This window comes from Rhodococcus huquni (genome assembly GCF_055231055.1).
Genome location: NZ_JBUYWE010000010.1, coordinates 80,699 through 98,881, shown reverse-complemented (window position 1 = coordinate 98,881; position 18,183 = coordinate 80,699). Strand labels below are relative to the sequence as shown.

23 protein-coding genes and 1 pseudogene are annotated in these 18,183 nt (G+C 62.6%); 9 read left to right on the top strand and 15 right to left on the bottom strand.

Features of this window, described 5'->3' with window-relative positions:
* Positions 1-3: 3 nt before the first annotated feature.
* Positions 4-1,746, bottom strand: a complete 1,743-nt coding sequence (locus ACZI8R_RS17520; protein WP_463380934.1) for a cytochrome c biogenesis protein DipZ — start codon at positions 1,744-1,746, stop codon at positions 4-6.
* A gap of 131 nt (positions 1,747-1,877) precedes the next feature.
* On the opposite strand from ACZI8R_RS17520, the gene ACZI8R_RS17515 reads away from it, so the two are divergent.
* A complete protein-coding gene (locus tag ACZI8R_RS17515; RefSeq protein WP_463380933.1) occupies positions 1,878-2,336 on the top strand; it encodes a hypothetical protein in 459 nt (152 codons plus the stop codon).
* Positions 2,337-2,379: 43 nt separating this feature from the next.
* On the opposite strand, the gene ACZI8R_RS17510 is transcribed toward ACZI8R_RS17515, so the two are convergent.
* The 13 genes from ACZI8R_RS17510 to ACZI8R_RS17450 form a co-directional block, all read right to left on the bottom strand.
* Complete coding sequence (locus tag ACZI8R_RS17510) at positions 2,380-2,631, bottom strand: hypothetical protein (protein WP_463380932.1); 252 nt, start codon at positions 2,629-2,631, stop codon at positions 2,380-2,382.
* Positions 2,632-2,660: 29 nt separating this feature from the next.
* Positions 2,661-3,167 (bottom strand): DUF3558 domain-containing protein, encoded by a 507-nt coding sequence (locus ACZI8R_RS17505; RefSeq protein WP_463380931.1) that lies wholly within the window; start codon positions 3,165-3,167, stop codon positions 2,661-2,663.
* A gap of 29 nt (positions 3,168-3,196) precedes the next feature.
* Complete coding sequence (locus ACZI8R_RS17500) at positions 3,197-3,637, bottom strand: hypothetical protein (protein WP_463380930.1); 441 nt, start codon at positions 3,635-3,637, stop codon at positions 3,197-3,199.
* 54 nt (positions 3,638-3,691) lie between these two features.
* On the bottom strand, positions 3,692-4,174 hold the full coding sequence (locus tag ACZI8R_RS17495; RefSeq protein ID WP_463380983.1) for a DUF3558 domain-containing protein: 483 nt from the start codon (positions 4,172-4,174) through the stop codon (positions 3,692-3,694).
* A gap of 44 nt (positions 4,175-4,218) precedes the next feature.
* Complete coding sequence (locus ACZI8R_RS17490) at positions 4,219-4,755, bottom strand: DUF3558 domain-containing protein (protein ID WP_463380929.1); 537 nt, start codon at positions 4,753-4,755, stop codon at positions 4,219-4,221.
* Positions 4,755-5,195, bottom strand: a complete 441-nt coding sequence (locus ACZI8R_RS17485; protein WP_463380928.1) for a hypothetical protein — start codon at positions 5,193-5,195, stop codon at positions 4,755-4,757. The genes ACZI8R_RS17490 and ACZI8R_RS17485 overlap by 1 nt, the downstream gene beginning before the upstream one ends.
* 54 nt (positions 5,196-5,249) lie before the next feature.
* The gene (locus ACZI8R_RS17480) at positions 5,250-5,765 is read right to left on the bottom strand and encodes a DUF3558 domain-containing protein (protein WP_463380927.1); all 516 of its coding nucleotides are present in this window, start codon (positions 5,763-5,765) and stop codon (positions 5,250-5,252) included.
* Positions 5,766-5,776: 11 nt separating this feature from the next.
* The gene (locus ACZI8R_RS17475; protein ID WP_463380926.1) at positions 5,777-6,313 is read right to left on the bottom strand and encodes a DUF3558 domain-containing protein; all 537 of its coding nucleotides are present in this window, start codon (positions 6,311-6,313) and stop codon (positions 5,777-5,779) included.
* Positions 6,313-6,753: a hypothetical protein gene (locus tag ACZI8R_RS17470; RefSeq protein WP_463380925.1), complete on the bottom strand. Its 441-nt coding sequence runs from the start codon at positions 6,751-6,753 to the stop codon at positions 6,313-6,315. Before ACZI8R_RS17470 ends, ACZI8R_RS17475 begins: the two co-directional genes overlap by 1 nt.
* A 21-nt stretch (positions 6,754-6,774) precedes the next feature.
* Complete coding sequence (locus tag ACZI8R_RS17465) at positions 6,775-7,533, bottom strand: ESX secretion-associated protein EspG (protein ID WP_463380924.1); 759 nt, start codon at positions 7,531-7,533, stop codon at positions 6,775-6,777.
* A complete protein-coding gene (locus tag ACZI8R_RS17460) occupies positions 7,530-8,753 on the bottom strand; it encodes a hypothetical protein (protein WP_463380923.1) in 1,224 nt (407 codons plus the stop codon). Before ACZI8R_RS17460 ends, ACZI8R_RS17465 begins: the two co-directional genes overlap by 4 nt.
* Positions 8,754-8,868: 115 nt before the next feature.
* The gene (locus ACZI8R_RS17455) at positions 8,869-9,564 is read right to left on the bottom strand and encodes a YqeB family protein (RefSeq protein ID WP_463380922.1); all 696 of its coding nucleotides are present in this window, start codon (positions 9,562-9,564) and stop codon (positions 8,869-8,871) included.
* On the bottom strand, positions 9,561-10,175 hold the full coding sequence (locus tag ACZI8R_RS17450; protein WP_463380921.1) for a TetR/AcrR family transcriptional regulator: 615 nt from the start codon (positions 10,173-10,175) through the stop codon (positions 9,561-9,563). The genes ACZI8R_RS17455 and ACZI8R_RS17450 overlap by 4 nt, the downstream gene beginning before the upstream one ends.
* Before the next feature lie 80 nt (positions 10,176-10,255).
* Between ACZI8R_RS17450 and ACZI8R_RS17445 the strand changes: the two genes are divergently transcribed.
* From ACZI8R_RS17445 to ACZI8R_RS17430, 4 genes are all read left to right on the top strand, one after another.
* Positions 10,256-10,543, top strand: coding sequence for an ArsR/SmtB family transcription factor (locus ACZI8R_RS17445; RefSeq protein WP_463380920.1), 288 nt, complete (start codon positions 10,256-10,258; stop codon positions 10,541-10,543).
* Positions 10,540-10,926 (top strand): VOC family protein, encoded by a 387-nt coding sequence (locus ACZI8R_RS17440; protein WP_463380919.1) that lies wholly within the window; start codon positions 10,540-10,542, stop codon positions 10,924-10,926. The genes ACZI8R_RS17445 and ACZI8R_RS17440 overlap by 4 nt, the downstream gene beginning before the upstream one ends.
* Before the next feature lie 161 nt (positions 10,927-11,087).
* The gene (ppk2, locus tag ACZI8R_RS17435; RefSeq protein ID WP_463380918.1) at positions 11,088-12,086 is read left to right on the top strand and encodes a polyphosphate kinase 2; all 999 of its coding nucleotides are present in this window, start codon (positions 11,088-11,090) and stop codon (positions 12,084-12,086) included.
* Between the two features lie 211 nt (positions 12,087-12,297).
* Positions 12,298-13,971 (top strand): MFS transporter, encoded by a 1,674-nt coding sequence (locus ACZI8R_RS17430; protein WP_463380917.1) that lies wholly within the window; start codon positions 12,298-12,300, stop codon positions 13,969-13,971.
* Between the two features lies 1 nt (position 13,972).
* Here ACZI8R_RS17430 and ACZI8R_RS17425 read toward each other — a convergent pair whose 3' ends face one another.
* A complete protein-coding gene (locus ACZI8R_RS17425) occupies positions 13,973-15,013 on the bottom strand; it encodes a beta-ketoacyl-ACP synthase III (RefSeq protein WP_463380916.1) in 1,041 nt (346 codons plus the stop codon).
* A 244-nt stretch (positions 15,014-15,257) separates the two neighbouring features.
* Here ACZI8R_RS17425 and ACZI8R_RS17420 point away from each other — a divergent pair, with 244 nt between their 5' ends.
* The 4 genes and pseudogenes from ACZI8R_RS17420 (at position 15,258) to ACZI8R_RS17405 (ending at position 18,182) form a co-directional block, all read left to right on the top strand.
* Positions 15,258-16,151 carry a hypothetical protein gene (locus ACZI8R_RS17420; RefSeq protein WP_463380915.1) on the top strand — a complete coding sequence of 298 codons (894 nt, stop codon included), beginning with the start codon at positions 15,258-15,260 and terminating at the stop codon, positions 16,149-16,151.
* A 111-nt stretch (positions 16,152-16,262) separates the two neighbouring features.
* Positions 16,263-16,802, top strand: coding sequence for a potassium channel family protein (locus ACZI8R_RS17415; protein WP_463380914.1), 540 nt, complete (start codon positions 16,263-16,265; stop codon positions 16,800-16,802).
* Between the two features lie 29 nt (positions 16,803-16,831).
* Positions 16,832-17,257, top strand: coding sequence for a pyridoxamine 5'-phosphate oxidase family protein (locus tag ACZI8R_RS17410; RefSeq protein WP_463380913.1), 426 nt, complete (start codon positions 16,832-16,834; stop codon positions 17,255-17,257).
* Positions 17,258-17,316: 59 nt separating this feature from the next.
* Positions 17,317-18,182: pseudogene (locus ACZI8R_RS17405) on the top strand (oxidoreductase).
* The last annotated feature ends 1 nt before the right edge of the window (position 18,183 follow it).

Here is an 18,183-nt window from a genome sequence, read left to right as displayed (position 1 = left end):
CTCTCACCCATAGGTGAAGGAAAAGGCTTGCAGCCCTTCGCTGAGTTCGACCTCCAGCTCCCCGGGCGCATTGGTTTTCGCTTCGTGTACGGGATGCAATGTCGGTGGGCCGGAGATGTCGAGCACGCGCTTCTCGCCGTTTTCCGTGATTGTCACCGAGCCTTCGCCGCCGACGACGAGGTACACGTCCTTCGCTCGGTACCGGAGATTGATCCCTGCGCTCTCCCCGAGTGCCGTGGCTCCCTGATAGTCGAGACCCCACCTGCCGCGCAGCGCGAACGAGTTGTCGGGCTGATCAGCTGGATAGTCGAACGTTCCTTCCCCACTACGGTATTCGTTCTCGCCTCCGTAGTTGATCCGCTTGCCGACACTCAGGTACGTCTCCGGGGTTGTCGGCTCCCGCGGTGTTCGATCGACGCCCTCGGCAGGGGCGGGCAGCGCCGCATCGCCCTGAACGTCCTGTAGCAGTTGACGGATCAGGCTCTCGGTCACGTCGTAGTCGCCCTCCCCGAACTTGACGTGCCGCACGGTGCCCTCTGAGTCGATAAGGTAGTGCGCCGGCCAGTACCGATTGCGGTAGTTGGTCCAGGTGGACAGATTGTTGTCCTGCGCGATGGGGTAGGTGATGCCCAGATCACGGGCCCCGGCCTCCACATTGCGGGTCTCTTTCTCGAAGGCGTACTCGGGTGCATGTACGCCGATCACCTCGAAACCTTCGTCCTGGTAGGTCTCGTACCACTTCTGGACGTGGGGGATCGACCGCTGACAGTTGATGCACGAATAGGCCCAGAAATCGATGAGCACGACTTTGCCGCGCTCGGCTTTCAGATCGATGGCCTGACCGTCGGGGGTGTTCAACCACTGTGTGATTCCGGTGAGATCCGGTGCGGTCCCGCAGCTTTCCAGCTCGGTCGCGCCATTGGTGCACTTGTCGAGATCTCGGTTCTGATCGTTGACGATGCCGCCGAGGTTCAGCTTGTCCTGGACGTTCTCCGAGTCTCCGACCTTGTCCTGGAGGGCGGTGGTGTAGTCGGGAACGGCGCGTTGGAGCAGTTGAGGAAGGTCGAACACGAGACCGACTGCCAGCGCGATCATCACGACACCACCGATCACGCGAATTCGACGTTGGTGGCGCCGAAACGTCGTGACACGTTCTGCCACACGACGACCGGCCAGCGCGAAGAACAGTAGCGGGATGGCGGCGCCTATCGAGAAGGACACGGTCAGTACCACGGTGTCCACACCGATCTCACCGGTGGATCCGGCGACGGCGATGGCCGCGAGGACCGGGCCCGCGCACGGGACATACACGGCGCCCAACGTGAGCCCGAGTACGAAACCTCCTCGCTCGGTGCCTACACGGCGTTGCGGTATCCACGAGAACGGCTTCTCGAGGGCCTGCTCGAACCTCGGGACGATGAGTCCGATTCCGATCAGGATCAGCACGACGAGGCCGGCCCATCGCACCAGGTCCTGGGGTAGTCCCAGCGCGGACAACAGTGCCGACCCCAGCAGGGTGAAGGTCGCGAAGCTCAGGACCAACCCCGCGATCACCAGGTAGGGGCGGAGCCGTGATGGTCGGGTCGCTACGGCTACGGCGCCGCCTTGCTCGCTGCCGGCCGGATTGTCGCCGCGCGCGCTCTGGACACCGCCGGACAGGAAGATGACCGGCAGAACCGGAAGGATGCAGGGCGAGATGCCGGTGATCAATCCACCGACGAAGCCGATCAGAGCGAGTGTTCCCATGCCCGGTATTCGGCGCTGCGACCACCGCGGATCGGTGCATGTGCCCCGGAAACACCTGACCTGACCGGGTAGATCGTGCAGGATGGGGGTGCCGGTCCCGAAGTGCTCGCAGACGAACGGAATGGTGTGTCGTGAAGCAGTTTGCGAAGTGGTTGTTCGGTCTACTCGCGGTGGTGGTCGTTTTGGGGATCATCGTCGCGGTATTCCTGTACTTCAATGCTGGAAAAGAGGACACCGAAGAGCGCACCTTGGCCGATGCGCAGTATTCGATCGGGGGCAAGCCCACTACGTGCACGGAGTTGTTCGGGGCGCCGTGCGATTACACGATGCAGACCGGATACAACCGCTGGGGCGCGCACCTCGAGCAGTTCGTGAACTCGGGGGCGTACGGGTCGTTCGCTAGAGACATCGGATTCGTACCTTCGGCGAAGCTGAGTTTGCAGGCGTGCAATATCTCCAGCACACCCGGCCGAACGTCCCTCGACTTCCTCGACACGGCGAAGGTCGACCATCCGGATGCGCCGACTGGTGAGCTGCTGGTGTTCTGGAACAAGTCGCGTCAGGAGCTGTGCCCCGAGACGATGGGGTAGGACTGGTACCCGTGCCATTCGTGCGAACACCCCACGCCACTGTTCACTTCACCGACATGAACGAAACGAGCGCGTGTGAATAGGGGTCGCGTGAGAGGTACGAGCATGCCCGGCTCTGGAACGGCTCTTCGCGGTCGTCGTAGCGCTCTGAGGTCTTTCCGTTGGTTCCGGCTGCTGCTTGCGCGTCGGGTCCGAAGATGTCGCAGGGGTGGGCGGTCAGGCGTGGTTGTTCTGTTTCAGTGACACCGTCCTCCGAGGATCCACAGGCCGTCAGTCCGACAGCGAGCGCAACCATTGCGAAGGCTGCTCCGCCGGGCCTTCGGGTCACAGGTGTTCGGGGAAGTACGGGCTGAGGTCTTGCGCGATCTTCATTGCGAGTGGGCATGCCTGTTCGGCGGTTTCGATGTCGCTCTGTTCGTAGCCGACCATGACTTCGAGGACGCCGGGGTCGAAGTCGACTGAGGCGAGGCATTGGAGCCCGCCGGGGAAGTCACTCAAAATTGTCCGTCGGCCCGCGACCTCAGTGTCGTCAACACGTGTGAATCTTTCGTCGTCGACGATATCTGTGAACGGCATTCCGTTGGTAGACACCACAGTCGAAAAGTATGGGTCTCGCGAAAGGTACGAGCATTCGAGCCGCTGGTACGGCTCGGAACGGTCTGGAAAATGTTTAGGCTCTTTGCCATCGATCCCCGCAGCCGCGATAGCGTCCGGTCCGAATCCGTCACATGGATGGAACGCGAGCATCGGGATCGGCTCAGGTGTGGGCTCGGAACTGTCGGACGACCCGCATGCTGTTATGGGCAAAGAGATTGCGGTCAGCACGATCACGCAGCTACTGACTTTTCTTAGTGACAACATCAGACGTTTTCCCCTGAAGATTCGATTGCTTCGGTGTTGATGCCTTCTTGCTCGTCGTATGCTCGAAGGACTGCTTCGAACGTGGACTTCATGTCCTTTGCGTAGCTCTCATGTGCGCGGAACAAGCCCAAAGCTGAACTCGACTTGGCGATTTGCCCACCGCCCACTGCCTTGTCCTGAAATTTCTGGGCGAGGAGCTTTGCCGAATCGAAGTGGTCCTCGCCTATACCGAGAACATCTACACGAAGCTCACTATGCGCGCGATCAGCGAGTTCGGACATTGCAACCGCGTGATCGTCGCACAGCTTGATGCAACGCTTGATGCCTTCGCGGTCGATGCTGAGTGGGCCGCCGCTGACGGCGGACTCGGTGACTTGTTTCCACACGCCGCCGACGGGCGCGGCGGGATCACCGATTTTCGTTGTCTCCGGGTTGCTCATGTCAGTTGTCCAAATCCTTCTCTGCCAACGCTGTTCGGCGAGATCGTGTGTGCGTCACAGGTGCTCGGGGAAATACGGGGCGAGGTCCTGTGCAGTCTTGAGAGCGAGTGGGCAGGCTTGTTCCGGTGTTTCGATGTCTCCCTGCTTGTATCCGACCATGATTTCGAGAACGCCGGGGTCGAAGTCGACGGAGGCGAGGCATTGGAGTCCACCTGGGAAGTCATCGAGGACGGCGCGGTGTCCTGCGATGTCGACTTCCTGGGTGCGTGTAAAGCGGTCGTCTTCGTCGACATCGGAGATGGGGAAGCCGTTGAATGAAACCAAGACTGATGAGTACGGGTGGTCTGAATAGTATGAGCAGGCCCGGCGTTGGTACAGCTCTTCTCGATCTGCGTAGCGTTCCGGTTCGGTACCGTCGATACCTGCTGCGGCCTGTGCATCGGGTCCGAAAATGTCACAGGGATGGGCGGTCAGGCGCGGTTGTGGTTTTGGTTCCGCGTCACCGTCGTCCGAGGACCCACAGGCGGACAGTGACACAGCAACCGCAACCACTGTTAAGGCCGCTCCGCAGAGCCTTCGAGTCACAGGTGTTCGGGATAGAACGGGGCGAGGTCCTGTGCAAACTTGAGTGCTAGTGGGCAGGCCTGTTCCGGTGTTTCGATATCGCCCTGTTCGTAGCCGACCATGACCTCGAGAACGCCGGGGTCGAAGTCGACGGAGGCGAGGCATTGGAGCCCACCGGGGAAGTCATCGAGGGCAGCGCGGTGTCCTGATATGTCGACTTCTTGGAGCCGTGTGAAACGGTCGTCTTCATCGACGTCGGAGATCGGGAAGCCGTTGAAGGAAACAAGCGCTGACGAGTACGGGGCACGGGACAAAAACGAGCAGGCCCGACGCTGGTAGGGCTCTTCACGGTCGTCGTAACGTCGCGGAGTCTTTCCGTTGATGCCTGCTGCGGCTTGCGCATCGGGTCCGAAAATGTCGCAGGGGTGAGCGGTCAGGCGTGGTTGTGGTTTTGCTTCCGCGTCACCGTCGTCCGAGGCCCCACAGGCGGCGAGAGGGATGACGCAGACAGCTACTGCAAGAGCAACCGTTCTGATCCTGCTCTGGCGTGACATCAGACGTCTTCTCCTGTGGCATTGATGTTCTCGGCGTTGGTGCGCTCTTGTTCGTCGTACGCACGCAGAACAGCTTCGAAGGTCGACTTCATGTCTCTGGCGTAGCTCTCGTGGGAGCGGAACAATCCCATTGCTGAACTTGACCTGTCAATTTGCCCGCCGCCCACAGCTTTATCTTGGAACTTCTGAGCGAGCAGTTTGGCCGATTCGAAGTGGTCTTCGCCGATGCCGAGCGCGTCTACGCGAAGCTCGCGTCTGGCACGTACAGCGAGCTTGCCCATCGCGTCGGCATGTTCGTCGCACAGCTTGATGCAACGCTTGATGCCTTCGCGGTCGATGCTGAGTGGGCCGCCGTTGACAGCAGATTCGGTGACTTGCTTCCACACGCCGCCGACGGGTGCGGCGGGGTCGCCGGTGTTCGTTGTTTCCGGGTTGCTCATGTCAGTTGTTCAAACCCTTCTCTACCAACGCTGTTCGGCGAGATCGTGTGTGCGTCACAGGTGCTCGGGGAAGTCGGGGGCGAGGTCTTGCGCGATCTCGAGTGCGAGTGGGCAGGCTTGTTCTGGTGTCTCGATGTCGCTCTGTTCGTAGCCGACCATGACTTCGAGGACGCCAGGATTGAAGTCGACGGACGCGAGGCATTGCAAGCCGCCGGGGAAGTCGTCGACGACGGTCCGGTGACCGGCAATGTCGATCTCCTGCGTGCGTGTGAAGCGGTTGTCTTCGTCGACATCGGAAATCGGGAAGCCGTTGAACGAGACCAGTGCTGACGAATAGGGATCGCTCGACATGTACGAGCAGGATCGGCGTTGGTAAGGCTCCTCTCGGTCTTCGTAGCGTTGGGGCTCACGCTTATCGATGCTGGCGGCGACACGCGCATCTGGTCCGAAGACGTCACAGGGGTGTGCAGTCAGCGGTGCTTGTGGTTCTGCCTCTGTGGGGGTCGCCTCCGAGGATTCGCAGGCCGTCAGTGAGACTACGAGTGCAACGGTGGCGATCGCCGTACTCACGAACCTCGTGGTCACAGGTGCTCGGGGAAGTACGGGGCGAGGTCCTGTGCGGTCTTGAGCGCTAGTGGGCAGGCTTGTTCTGGTGTCTCGATGTCGCCTTGTTCGTAGCCGACCATGACTTCGAGGACGCCGGGGTTGAAGTCGACGGAGGCGAGGCATTGCAGGCCGCCTGGGAAGTCGTCGACGACGGTGCGGTGTCCGTTGATGTCGACTTCCTGGGTGCGTGTGAAGCGGTCGTCTTCGTCGACATCAGAGATTGGGAAGGCGTTGAACGAAACGAGCGCGTGTGAATAGGGGTCGCGTGAGAGGTACGAGCATGCCCGGCTCTGAAACGGCTCTTCGCGGTCGTCGTAGCGCTCTGGTTCTGAACCATTGATACCAGCGGCCGCTTGCGCGTCGGGTCCAAAAACGTCACAGGGATGGGAGGTCAGACGAGGCTGAGGTTCTGGCTCGGTGGCCGCGTCGTCGGAGGAGCTACAGGAGACGAGCGGGAGAATGACAACAGCGATACCAATGGCTGCCGCAGCGACACTTTTCGTGCGTGACATCAAACGTCTTCTCCTGTGGCATTGATGTTCTCGGCGTTGGTGCGCTCTTGTTCGTCGTACGCACGCAGAACAGCTTCGAAGGTCGACTTCATGTCTCTGGCGTAGCTCTCGTGGGAGCGGAACAATCCCATTGCTGAACTTGACCTGTCAATTTGCCCGCCGCCCACAGCTTTATCTTGGAACTTCTGAGCGAGCAGTTTGGCCGATTCGAAGTGGTCTTCGCCGATGCCGAGCGCGTCTACGCGAAGCTCGCGTCTGGCACGTACAGCGAGCTTGCCCATCGCGTCGGCATGTTCGTCGCACAGCTTGATGCAACGCTTGATGCCTTCGCGGTCGATGCTGAGTGGGCCGCCGCTGACGGCGGACTCGGTGACTTGTTTCCACACGCCGCCGACGGGTGCGGCGGGGTCGCCGATCTTCGTGGTTTCCGGGTTGCTCATGTCAGTTGTCCAAACCCTTCTCTACCAACGCTGTTCGGCGAGTTCGCGCTGAGCGCGCAGCCCGCGATTGATCAAGGAATCGACCGACGACGCCAAGAACTGTGGATCGGCAGGCACCGCGGCATTCATGTCACGTGGTCCGATCATGTAGCGGCCGTCGCGGGCGAGGTCGATCCAGCGTGCGGTACCCAACTCGCCCCGTACGTGCCGCGGTCCTTGGAATACCCGAACCACACCCTGCCCGGCGAGGCCGGCCCGCATGGCGTCCTCGAGGTGGGGCTTCGATGCGGCAGCGCCCGCGCTTCGCAGAACGTTCTGTGAAGAGTAGTCCTCTTCGGGTTCGTCATTTCGCGCGAATGTGCGCTTGCCTGCGGCATTCTGGGGAATCTGTCCGATGAGCAACGACGCTAGATCCTGTCTGATGCCGGACCCGAGGATGACATCGCCTCCGCTGGCGGGTGTCGTTCCTGGTTCTTGCACGGCGATCGCGCACCACCGCTGCAGCTGGGCGCCGATCACTCTGATCGGCTTCTTCTCGTATGTCTGACCGGCGATTTCGACGAACACCTCGGGTTCGGCAAGAATTCGAACAGCCATACGTACGTCCTGGCGGTCATCCCCGGCGAATGCCTCGCGGATCTCGCGCTGCTGATACTCGAACGCGTTGTACGTGCGGGCCGAACTGATGAGTGCCAGTGGGTAGGGCTGGCGATCCTGGCCTGTGTCGTGCCAGAGCGCGCCGAACTGCTCGCCCCGCAGCCGCCAGTTCTGAATCCTCATGCGCCGATCACCGGGGGCGCGACAGCGGGCATCTTTCCGATCAGTTCGTTGCCGTTGTCGAGTGTCACGAGATAGCCGGGCGTCTTGTGCTCTTTGTCGTCGCTACCGCCGGCTCCACGGCCACCGCCGCCGCCCATCATGCCGCCCATCCCGCCGCCGCGAGCACCGCCTCCTGCGGCGCCCGCACCCGCTCGACCTCCGGCACCGATTCCGCCCGCGCCGTTAGGGGAGCCGAGACCTTTCGGACCGCCGAGGCCAGCGGGTGCTCCACCCACGAGACCGCCTCCGATCCCGCCGGCCCCGCCTCCGAGACCGCCGCCGATGCCACCGGCCCCGCCTCCGACGCCACCACCGTGGCTGCCGCCGCCCAGTCCGCTGCCACCGACGCGACCCGAGTCGCCGAGACTGGCCCCGCTCGTGCCGGGCATTCCTGTCATGGAGGGATTGCCGGGAACCGAGGACGCTGCACCCGTAGATGCGGGGCTCTGGTCACCGGTCGATGAGGTGGGGCTGGTTCCGGTGCCGTCCGATGGAGTGCCGGGCGTCGCGCCGTCTGGGTCTCCGGTCGACGGGGCGCCGGTAGGAGAGCCGGTTGTGGGCGCGCCGGTGGGGCCACCAGGGGAGCCCGGTCCGCTCGGGCCCACCGAGGGGCCGCCGCTGTCCGGTCCACCGGGAGCCACTGGGTTGGGTGGATCCACGGTCTCGGAGAGGCGTGGGATGACCGGCACATTGCCGTCTGTATCCATGACGCCGGGCCGGTAGATGTTGTTCATTGCGGCCACGGCCTCACCGTGGCGGCGGTAGTGCTCGTCGTCGGTACTCGTCTTCCACGGCGTGATGTCGTCCCACAGGCTCTGGTTCTGCGGTTCGGGGATCGCGCCGCCCTTGAGTCGAGAGGCAGCGTCATAGATGGGCTGGAAAGAGCCCGCGACCTCACCGAGCTTGGTCTGCACCCCCTCGGCAGTGGTCCCGTAGGTGTCGACCTTGTCCAGGGCGTTGGAGGCTGCGCTTCCTTGCCAACTCTCGCCGATCTCGCGCCTGATCGCATCGGTGAACCCGCTGATCTTGGTGAAGCCCTCCACCCCTAGAGCGGTCCAGGCGCTCTGAACCTGATTGATCGTGGCCGGGGTCATCGACTGTGCCGCATCGCGAAGCTCTTCCGGGCTCCAGTCGTCTGTCTGGAAATACTCCGGGTCGTGAACGTAGATCGGTTCGGTCATGAATCCCCCCTGTAGCGATACGGGCCCCCAGCGCCACACTCACCAATATTGGACGCGCGGCTACCCTATCTGGTTCCCGATATGGGCAGAATGTCAGATCGCTACCGCGGAGGTCCTATACGCAGGCGGTTCGCCAGTACTGCCTCTCGTGCTCGTCCTTGACCACCACTCCGAGGTCGGTGAGCTCGCGTCGGAGCAGTCGCAGGTCGTCGTCATCGCCGCCGTCGTCCAGCGCCTCTTTACGAGCCCGAAGCAGTGCGTGAGCATCCGCTGAAAGGGAAGTGGCCCCGTCGACCCAGCGTGTGAACTCCGCGGCGTGTGGGTCCTGCTCATGCCAGACATACCCGTGTGCACGAAAGGCCGACTCGGTCCGGGAACGATCCAGATCGGAGGGTTCGCGTGCGAGCTCGGATCCATCCTTACCCAGCACCACGAGGTTGCCGTCGTCGGTGAATGCGCCGGCGATGTCTCGTTCCGCGAGCTCTATCGGGTCTTTGTCCGACCGCGCGATGGCCACGTGGTCATCGGCGACGGTGACCGTGACGAATTCTGCGGATGTGAGCAGCGCCAGAACTGCACCCACCACGATTCCGACGACGATCGCGGCAATGGTGGTCTTGGTGCCGATGACATCGGACAGTTCGGTTATCTTGTCCTGGTTGGGAAACCAGGCGAGCCGAGCGATCCAGCCCGGAAGTTTCGAGGCCACGAAGCCGACAACGCCGCCCAGGACGGGTAGCGCGGTCCACAGTAGAACGTGTATCCACACCGAGTGGCGGACGACGCTCGGCGTCTTGGTCGATTCGGTCATGATTCGTCCCCTTCCGGTGCGGATATCGCATTCACGAACAACTCCGACCATTGATCTGCGAACTGGCCGTGGTCGGATTCGGGTCGAAGTTCGAGTTCACGAGGGACGTGCCCCATCGCGTTGGTGAGCACCGACGCGAACACCGAGGGGTCGGCGGTCCGGAACTGTCCGTAGGACTGCCCTTCGGCGATGAACTGGACCAATTCGTCCGTGTCGTTTCCACCTCTTCCGCCTGCGGCGCCTCGTGGTGCCTGTTGCCGTATCTGGGCCAGCGCCGACATTTCCTGCTTGTGTTCGGTGCAGTACCGGACATAGCGCGTGAGCATGCTTTTCAGTGCGCCGGGATAGCTGTCGGGCTCAGGTCCGCCGCCCATCGCCGTGTCCAGACGCTGCTCGATCGTGCCGAGTGTGACGTTCATCAGATCCTCCTTGGAGTCGAAGTGGTAGCTGATGAGTCCTGCGCTGATCTCTGCATGGCGTGCAATCCGGGTGAACGTTGCCGCCGCGTACCCGTGCACGGCGATGGCCGCGACGGTCGCCTCGACGATCTGCGAACGACGGGACTCCTCGATGAACGAGCGCTTCGGTCTCGAATCATTTCTTGGTTGCACAACCAGAATATTAAATGACTGACCAAATTTTGTAAACGCTCCTTTTGACATGCAAGTAACGGCTTGCCTATGGTTGACGTGTGGCCGATGTGTTCAAGGCGCTTGCCGACCCGACCCGTCGGGCAATCCTCGACGAGTTGCAGCAGCGTAGTGATCAGACACTGTTCGAACTGTGTGGGCGGCTGACGATGAACCACGGGCTCGCCTCCTCGAGGCAGGCTGTTTCGCAGCATCTGGATGTCCTCGAAGAGGTCGGTCTGGTGATCGCCCGACGCGAGGGCCGCTACAAGTTCCACCGTCTCGACACGTCCCCGCTCGAGGTCATCGCGCAGCGGTGGCCCACCAGTATTCGAAGAGGAGAATCATGAGAATCAACGTCACCAGCGTCTTCGTGGACGACCAGGACAAGGCGCTCCGCTTCTATACAGATGTCCTCGGCTTCCAGAAGAAGACCGAAGTTCCGATCGGTGAATTCAAGTGGCTGACCGTGGTCTCACCGGAGGAGCCCGATGGCACCGAACTGCTCCTCGAGCCAGATGTGCATCCCGCGGTAGGCCCGTACAAGGAAGCGCTTGTCGCAGACGGCATCCCGGCAGCGTCCTTCGCGGTCAAGGATGTCGCGGCCGAATTCGAGCGTTTGCAGGGACTCGGCGTGACGTTCACCCAGGAACCCGTCGACATGGGCACCGTCACCACGGCGGTTCTCGACGACACCTGCGGCAACCTCATTCAGATCGCTGCCGAGCACTGAGCTCAGGTCAGTAGTTCGCCGATGCGAGTGAGTGTGGCTGCCGCACTCGTCGAACGCGTGATCTCGCTCGCCCGGCGCCGTTCCCGGCAACATCGAACTCTCGCCGGTACCGTGTGACCAGTACGTCGTCGCAGTCGGTCGTGGTCGAAAGAGGAAATGTAGTGGTGAAGAACAAGCCGACGACGGTATCCGCAGAGGATGCGATCAAAGCCTTTCATCGGGCCCCACACGGTGCCGGACGGTCGCGAGCCACGCGTGCTGCCCTTCGGCGCGCGCTCGCCGAAGCCGATCTGCTCGACGACCTGGGCGGCCTCAGCGTTCGTGAGTTGAACGACGATGTGGTGCTCCTCGGCCCGGACGGCCGCGAAGTGGACACCTGGAAGCAGGACTATCCGTACGACGAACTGCTGAGCAGGGAAGAGTACGAGTACACGGTTCGGTCGTTGCAGATCGAGATGCTCAAGATGCAGTCCTGGGTCAAGGACACCGGACAGCGCGTGGTGGTGTTGTTCGAGGGCCGCGACGCCGCGGGCAAGGGTGGAACCATCAAGCGATTCACCCAGCATCTGGACCCGCGAGGCGCGCGCGTCGTGGCACTGTCCAAGCCGACCGAGCGTGAGAGCACCGAGTGGTACTTCCAGCGCTACATCAGTCAGTTGCCGTCGGGCGGCGAGATCGTGTTGTTCGACCGCTCTTGGTACAACCGCGCGGTCGTGGAACGAGTGATGGATTTCTGCACCGAGGAACAGTACGAGGAGTTCATCGAGCAGACGCCGCCGCTCGAGAAACTTCTCACCGATTCGGGGATCCACCTCGTGAAATTGTGGTTCTCGGTGTCGAGGGCCGAGCAGCGAACCAGGTTCCTCACGCGCGTGATAGACCCGGTCCGGCAGTGGAAGCTCAGCCCCACCGACCTGGCGTCGTTGGACAAGTGGGACGACTACACGCGTGCCAAAGAAGCGATGTTCGACACGACCGACACCGAGTATGCGCCGTGGACGGTGGTGCGCAGCAACGACAAAGAGCGCGGTCGTATCGCGGCGATGCAGTGGGTGCTGTCGACGCTCGACTACCCGACCAAGAACCAGGACGTGGTCGGCACACCTGATCCGCTGATCGTGGGATCGCCGGATCAGGTGTACGAACAGAGCGAGACCTAGGCGGGATCTTCGGCGTAGGCGAGGCGGCGCAGCCCCTACGCGTTCCTGTCCGCGGACGCTCGGTGACGAACCCGGGGTCTGCTCACTACGCCTGATCGGGCGCTTCGTTGTGTCTGCCTGGTCGTCTTGTGCTGCATCCATCCGGTCCATTACCCTCCAGGTGTCTGTTACTTACAGTAACGCTAAAAATAGCCCGCTGGGAGGACTCGTCATGGTCGCGTCGCAACTCGAAGCCCCGGAAGGGCCGGTGGAGTCGTCTGCGCGCGAGCGCCTGTTCGCGCTCGCCGCGCTCGTCACTTCCTGTCTCGCGGTTCTGCTGGTGCTTCTGGACAACACGGTCGTCGTAGTGGCATTGCCGACGCTCGCGAACGAGCTCGGTGCAGGTTTCAGCAGCCTGCAGTGGGTTGTGGACTCGTATACCCTGCCCTTCGCGGGCCTGCTGCTCATGTTCGGTCATCTCGGCGACCGGTTCGGTCGACGCCGCGTCATGCTTGCCGGTCTGGTCGGTATTGCGGTGATGTCGATTGTGGGCGCGCTGGCAACGTCGGTGACCACCGTGCTCATCGCACGTGCCGGCATGGGAGTTTCGGCTGCAGCAGTCTTTCCAGCGACTCTCGCGATCATCACCACGACTTACACGAAGCCGCGCAGTCGTGCGCTCGGTATCGCTGTCTGGACCGCCATGGCAGGATTCGCCGTCGCGATCGGCCCGACTATCGGCGGCTGGCTACTCAACCACTTCACGTGGCATTCGGTGTTCTGGATGAACATCCCGATTGCCGCCGTCGCCGTCTGCCTGACTCTCGCGTTCATTCGCGAGACTCGTTCCGAACGAACCGGTTCCGTCGACTTTCTGGGGATACTCATCTCGATCGCAGGAGTGTTCCTTCTCGTCTGGAGCTTCATCGAGGCGCCTCGTCACGGCTGGGTGTCACCGCTGACCCTCGGTGGGATCGCGGGTGCACTGATTCTTCTTGGCCTGTTCGCCTGGTGGGAACTACGCGCCGACTACCCTGTGCTGAACGTTCGACTCTTTCTCATCAGACGATTCGCCTTTCCTGCTCTTGCACTGGCGGTCTCGTACTTCGCCATGTTCGGCTTCTTGTTCATCGTCAGCCAGTACTTCCAAGGAGTGCTGCTGATGGACCCCCTCACTTTCGGGATCCATTCGCTTCCGTTTGCCGCGGCGGTAGGCCTCTCGGCGCCGGGTGCGACATGGCTCGGATACCGATACGGGCACGCAGTCGTCGTGGTGTCGGGGATGGCGGTCTTGGCGGTCGGGTTGTTCTGGGCCGCGCAGGCCACGGTCGAGACGACCTACTGGGACATTCCTTTCGGTTCCATGATTCTCATGGGCGCAGGACTGGGAATCGTCACCGGCCCTGTCACCGATTCGATCATGGCTTCGGTTCCTCGGGACGAGGCGGGCGCAGGCTCCGCGATCAACGACACGACTCGTGAGGTGGGAGGCGCGCTCGGCATCGCGGTCCTCGGCTCGATTCTGTTCGGCAAGTACAGCGAGGTGGTTTCCGCCAAGCTGGACTCCTACGGCCCCGTCGTGGACAGCTTCCTGACTCCAGTTCAGCGCGACCTCGTCGTCAATTCGCCGGTCTCGGTTCTCGAGATACTGGGCCGTCCCGGATTGCCGCCGATGATCGCCGACCTCGACGACCCGAACAGCCTGGTCTTCGTCATGCAAGACGCTGCGATGCAGGGGTGGAGAATGTCGGCGATGCTGATGGTGGGCAGCGTCGTGGTCACGGGAATCGTCTTCGCGATCTTCATGCCGTGGAAACGGGGTGGTTCGCTCATCGACGAAGCCACCTCGGCCGACCAGGACGAGCCGGCTTCGGCCCAGTTGTCGAACGCGGGGGATCCCGTGTGAGTCAGGAAGCGATCTTCGGCATCGTGACCACCTGGCCGGCGTAGGCGAGGCCGGCGCCGAAGCCCATCAACAGTGCCGTGTCACCTGGCTTCGACGCACCGGTTCGCAGCACTTGCTCCATCGCCATCGGGATGGACGCGGCGGACGTATTGCCCGACTCGATGATGTCCTCCGCCACCACGGTCCGTTCCGGCATGTGGAGTGCGCGCGTCAGAGCCTGAGTGATGCGGATGTTCGCCTGGTGGGGGACGAAGACGTCGAGGTCCTCCATCGATACTCCGGACTTTTCCACTGCAGCACGGCAGGCCTTCTCGATGAACGTTGCCGCCCACCGGAACACCGCTGTGCCCTGCATGCGGATGTAGGGCCGGACCGATGTGCCGCCCGAGGCTTGGGCAGCAGCGACCTCGGCGAAGTACTCCTGAAAATCCTTGTCCTGCTGGATGGCGGCGGTCTGACTTCCGTCCGAACCCCACGCGACAGGGCCGATCCCTTCCACGTCCGAAGGGCCGACAACGGCGGCACCCGCACCGTCGGCGAAGATGAACGCCGTCGAGCGGTCGGTGCGATCGAGGAGATCGGTGAGTCGCTCGACGCCGATTACGAGAACGTTCTGTGCGGTCCCGGCTCGCACCATGTCGGACGCGGTCGCAAGCGCATGGCAGAAGCCTGCGCAACCTGCGGATACGTCGAAAGCAGGACAATCCGCCATGCCCAGTTCCGTCGCGACCACAGCGCCCGCGGACGGGCCCAGCACCATCATCGACGACGTGGCGAGGACGACGCAGTCGATCTGATCGGCTGTGACACCGGCTGCGGCGAGGGCGCTCTTGCTGGCCTCGACGCTCATGCTGACGATGGTTTCGTCGTCGCCGGCGAATCGGCGCTCCTTGATGCCCGAGCGGGTCTGAATCCATTCGTCGCTCGAATCGATGGGGCCGATGATTTCGGAGTTCGGGACCACACGCTTCGGCCGGTAGACGCCGAGCCCGAGAATTCGGGTGTGCTCGGCACCTCGTTGGGTGGTGATTGAACCGGACATGTCGTGCTCCCTCGATTTGTGGCAGACCGTCTGCCAACATACTCCGTGAATTTCGGCGGGCGAACCTACTGATCAGTAAGTATGGAGCCGGCGAATCGTGTTGCCTTCCAACATCGATTCGCCGGAAATTGCCCGCAGATTGCTCAGGGTTCGATACGTTCTCGTCGCTATAGCCGACGACCATCCGGTTCGAGGGGGAGGAGCCCGGACTACGCCGGCCACTTCGCCTCGAAACGGAGATCGAATGGGACGTATCGACCGCACTGCCCGCTACGGAATTGCCCTCGCCATGACGGGAGCGATGGCGATGTCGCCCATCGCCCTTGGTTCGGCACACGCACAATCTGTCGAACAATTGGACTCGGTGGTGGACCGGTCGATAGATGCGTCCCCGGGCCGTGACTCGTCGGCGTATTCACCGCCGAGTCCGGAAACCGTCGACGGAATCGTTGCGGGAGTAGCCGACCTCATGGGCGGCGGAGATGCTGCGGTGGATGCCTACGACCGGGTAGCGGTCGACGGAGCAGTGACGGCACTGGTCGAGCAGGGCGATCCGCACGCCGGCAACGGCATGTATGCGGTGCGCGACGACGCGAATACCGAGTCGCCGTTGATAGTGCAGATTCCCCATCCGATCTCGGAGTTCGAGGTCGAGAAGATGGGTACGCAGTTGTTCTCGGAATCCGAATCGAGCCTCTTCATGTTGGCGGGCGCCCATCGGACTGCAGGTGGCGGCGCTGCTGATGTGGCCCATCGTGAGGACACTGCGTTCGCAGCGGTCAACGAGGCCGTCGTGAAACCCGGGACCACCGTCGTGCAGATTCACGGTTTCTCGCAGGCAAATCATCAAACGGATCTCGGCGACGTCGTACTCTCCAGTGCCCAGGACGATCCGTCACCGGCAGTGCACCGACTCGACGAGGACCTGCGTGGAGGGGGCTTCGAGACCTGCCTTCACGACGGTGAGAAGTGCAAGGAACTGGCCGGGACCACGAACGTCGAGGCCGACGCAGCACGCGCGCATGGTGCGGAATTCATTCACATCGAAGTGAGCCAGGACGTTCGTCGTGATGCCGGTGAACGCACACGCCTCGTCGACATGATCGCCGAGTCACTGAAGGCTTCCGGTATCGGCTGACCCCGACCAATGTCACACGGGTTCTCGTGGGTTGAACCTGTGTGACATTGGTCGAGGGCGGGGTGGGTGGAATTGGACCCGCTCGGGGGCAGGGCGCAGCACTATTGACAGGTGACGGTCGAAGAACCACGTCCTGACCAATTGTCCCGAGCCCAGCGGCGTCGGTTGCTGGCCGGTGTTACGGCACGGGTGATCGTGGTGTCGAGTGTGCTGCTCACTCTCTACTTTTTGATCCCGTTCCGGGGCTTGGACGAGTGGGGCCCATCGCTCGGGTTGCTTCTCGGGTTGGCGGCTGTGGTTGCCCTCATCGGACTGCAGATCAGTCGGATTCTGCAGTCCACTCACCCTGAACTGCGAGCAATCGAGGCCCTCGCGGCGACGATTCCGTTGTTCATCCTGATCTTCGCCTCGGGTTATTACGCCCTGTCCGTTGCCGACCCAGGCAACTTCACCGATACCTTGACCCGCATCGACTCCCTGTATTTCACGGTCACGGTTCTCGCCACCGTCGGCTTCGGCGACATCGCCGCCGACAGTCAGTTGGCGCGAGTGCTCGTCACCGTGCAGATGCTTGCGAACATCGCGCTCATCGCGGTGGGGGTGAAGTTGCTTGTCGGGGCGGCCAGGCGCGGGAAGCTAGAACGCGAATAGGTGTCGGGGGTCACATCTACCGTTGGCGCATGGCACTTTCGAAGGAAGAACGAGAGCAGTTTCTGGCGGAGCCGCACATCGGGGCGTTGTCGGTCGTCGAGCGTCCCGACCGCGCCCCGCTGACGGTCCCCATCTGGTACCAGTACGTTCCAGGCGGCGAGTTGTGGGTGCGAACCGGCCCGGATTCACGCAAGGCGCGCGCTATTCGGTCTGCGGGACGCTTCAGCCTGCTGGTGGAGCGCACCGAACCGACCGTGCGATACGTGTCGGTGGAGGGGGCCGTCACCAGTATCGGACCCTCCAGTGAGGAGGAGGCGCGCGAAATGGCGGAGCGATATGTCCCCGCGGACAGGGTGGCCGAGTTCCTCGAGTTCGAACGAACGGAGCTCGGCGAACACGCCGCCATCCGTATGCGGCCGGAGCATTGGCTGTCCGCCGACATGGGTTCTGCGTAGGCACGAACAGACCGTCCGTCCGGCTGCGGTGTGACCGCCGCCGGGTCTAGCGTCGAGGGATGGACACCTACTCTCTCGGTCCGCTCACCGTGCGTCGTGTCGGCTACGGCGCGATGCAGCTCCCGGGTAGTGGTGTATTCGGCCCGCCGCGCGATCACGGCGAGGCAGTGGCCGTCCTCCGCCGCGCGATCGAACTCGGGGTGAACCACATCGACACCGCCCAGTTCTACGGGCCCGATGTGTCCAACGAGCTGATTCGCGAGGCGTTGTACCCGTACCCCGACGACTTGGTTCTGGTCTCCAAGGTCGGCACGGTTCGCGACGATCAGGGCGGCTGGATTCCGGCACAGCGGCCCGAGCAGTTGCGTTCGTCGGTCGAGGGCAACCTGAAAGGGCTGGGTGTCGATCGTCTCGGGGCGGTGAACCTGCGTCTGATGGAAGACCACGATCGGCCCGAAGATCAGAAGGTGCCACTCGGCGATCAGCTGGCCGAGATGGTCGCGCTACGCGAAGAGGGCAAGATCGCCGGCGTCGGAATCTCGACTGCGACTCGCGCCCAGGTGGAGCAGGCGATCGCCGAGGCCGACATCGTGTGTGTGCAGAACGGGTTCAGCCTGGTCGACCGGAAAGACGCGGACGTGCTGATCTGTGCCACGACGCCGGCGTCGCCTATGTTCCGTTCTTCCCGCTCGGATCAGCGTTTCCGAACCTGCCGAAGGTCACCGACAACGCGACGGTGCAGGCCGTGGCCGAGCGGATCGGCGTCCCGGCTTCACGGGTCGGTCTGGCGTGGTTGCTCGCGCATCGTCCCAACGTGTTACTGATTCCCGGTACGTCGAGCGTTGCGCATTTGGAGGAGAACATGAAGGTCGCCGATGTCGCACTCTCCGACGACGACATTGCGGAGCTCGACAACGCGGTCTGAG

Coding starts and splice junctions, on each gene's coding strand:
- ACZI8R_RS17520 (WP_463380934.1), bottom strand. CDS start 1,746: ATGGGAACACTCGCTCTGATCGGCTTCGTCGGTGGATTGATCACCGGC.
- ACZI8R_RS17510 (WP_463380932.1), bottom strand. CDS start 2,631: ATGGTTGCGCTCGCTGTCGGACTGACGGCCTGTGGATCCTCGGAGGAC.
- ACZI8R_RS17500 (WP_463380930.1), bottom strand. CDS start 3,637: ATGAGCAACCCGGAGACAACGAAAATCGGTGATCCCGCCGCGCCCGTC.
- ACZI8R_RS17490 (WP_463380929.1), bottom strand. CDS start 4,755: ATGTCACGCCAGAGCAGGATCAGAACGGTTGCTCTTGCAGTAGCTGTC.
- ACZI8R_RS17485 (WP_463380928.1), bottom strand. CDS start 5,195: ATGAGCAACCCGGAAACAACGAACACCGGCGACCCCGCCGCACCCGTC.
- ACZI8R_RS17475 (WP_463380926.1), bottom strand. CDS start 6,313: ATGTCACGCACGAAAAGTGTCGCTGCGGCAGCCATTGGTATCGCTGTT.
- ACZI8R_RS17470 (WP_463380925.1), bottom strand. CDS start 6,753: ATGAGCAACCCGGAAACCACGAAGATCGGCGACCCCGCCGCACCCGTC.
- ACZI8R_RS17465 (WP_463380924.1), bottom strand. CDS start 7,533: ATGAGGATTCAGAACTGGCGGCTGCGGGGCGAGCAGTTCGGCGCGCTC.
- ACZI8R_RS17460 (WP_463380923.1), bottom strand. CDS start 8,753: ATGACCGAACCGATCTACGTTCACGACCCGGAGTATTTCCAGACAGAC.
- ACZI8R_RS17455 (WP_463380922.1), bottom strand. CDS start 9,564: ATGACCGAATCGACCAAGACGCCGAGCGTCGTCCGCCACTCGGTGTGG.
- ACZI8R_RS17440 (WP_463380919.1), top strand. CDS start 10,540: ATGAGAATCAACGTCACCAGCGTCTTCGTGGACGACCAGGACAAGGCG.
- ACZI8R_RS17430 (WP_463380917.1), top strand. CDS start 12,298: ATGGTCGCGTCGCAACTCGAAGCCCCGGAAGGGCCGGTGGAGTCGTCT.
- ACZI8R_RS17425 (WP_463380916.1), bottom strand. CDS start 15,013: ATGTCCGGTTCAATCACCACCCAACGAGGTGCCGAGCACACCCGAATT.
- ACZI8R_RS17420 (WP_463380915.1), top strand. CDS start 15,258: ATGGGACGTATCGACCGCACTGCCCGCTACGGAATTGCCCTCGCCATG.
- ACZI8R_RS17410 (WP_463380913.1), top strand. CDS start 16,832: ATGGCACTTTCGAAGGAAGAACGAGAGCAGTTTCTGGCGGAGCCGCAC.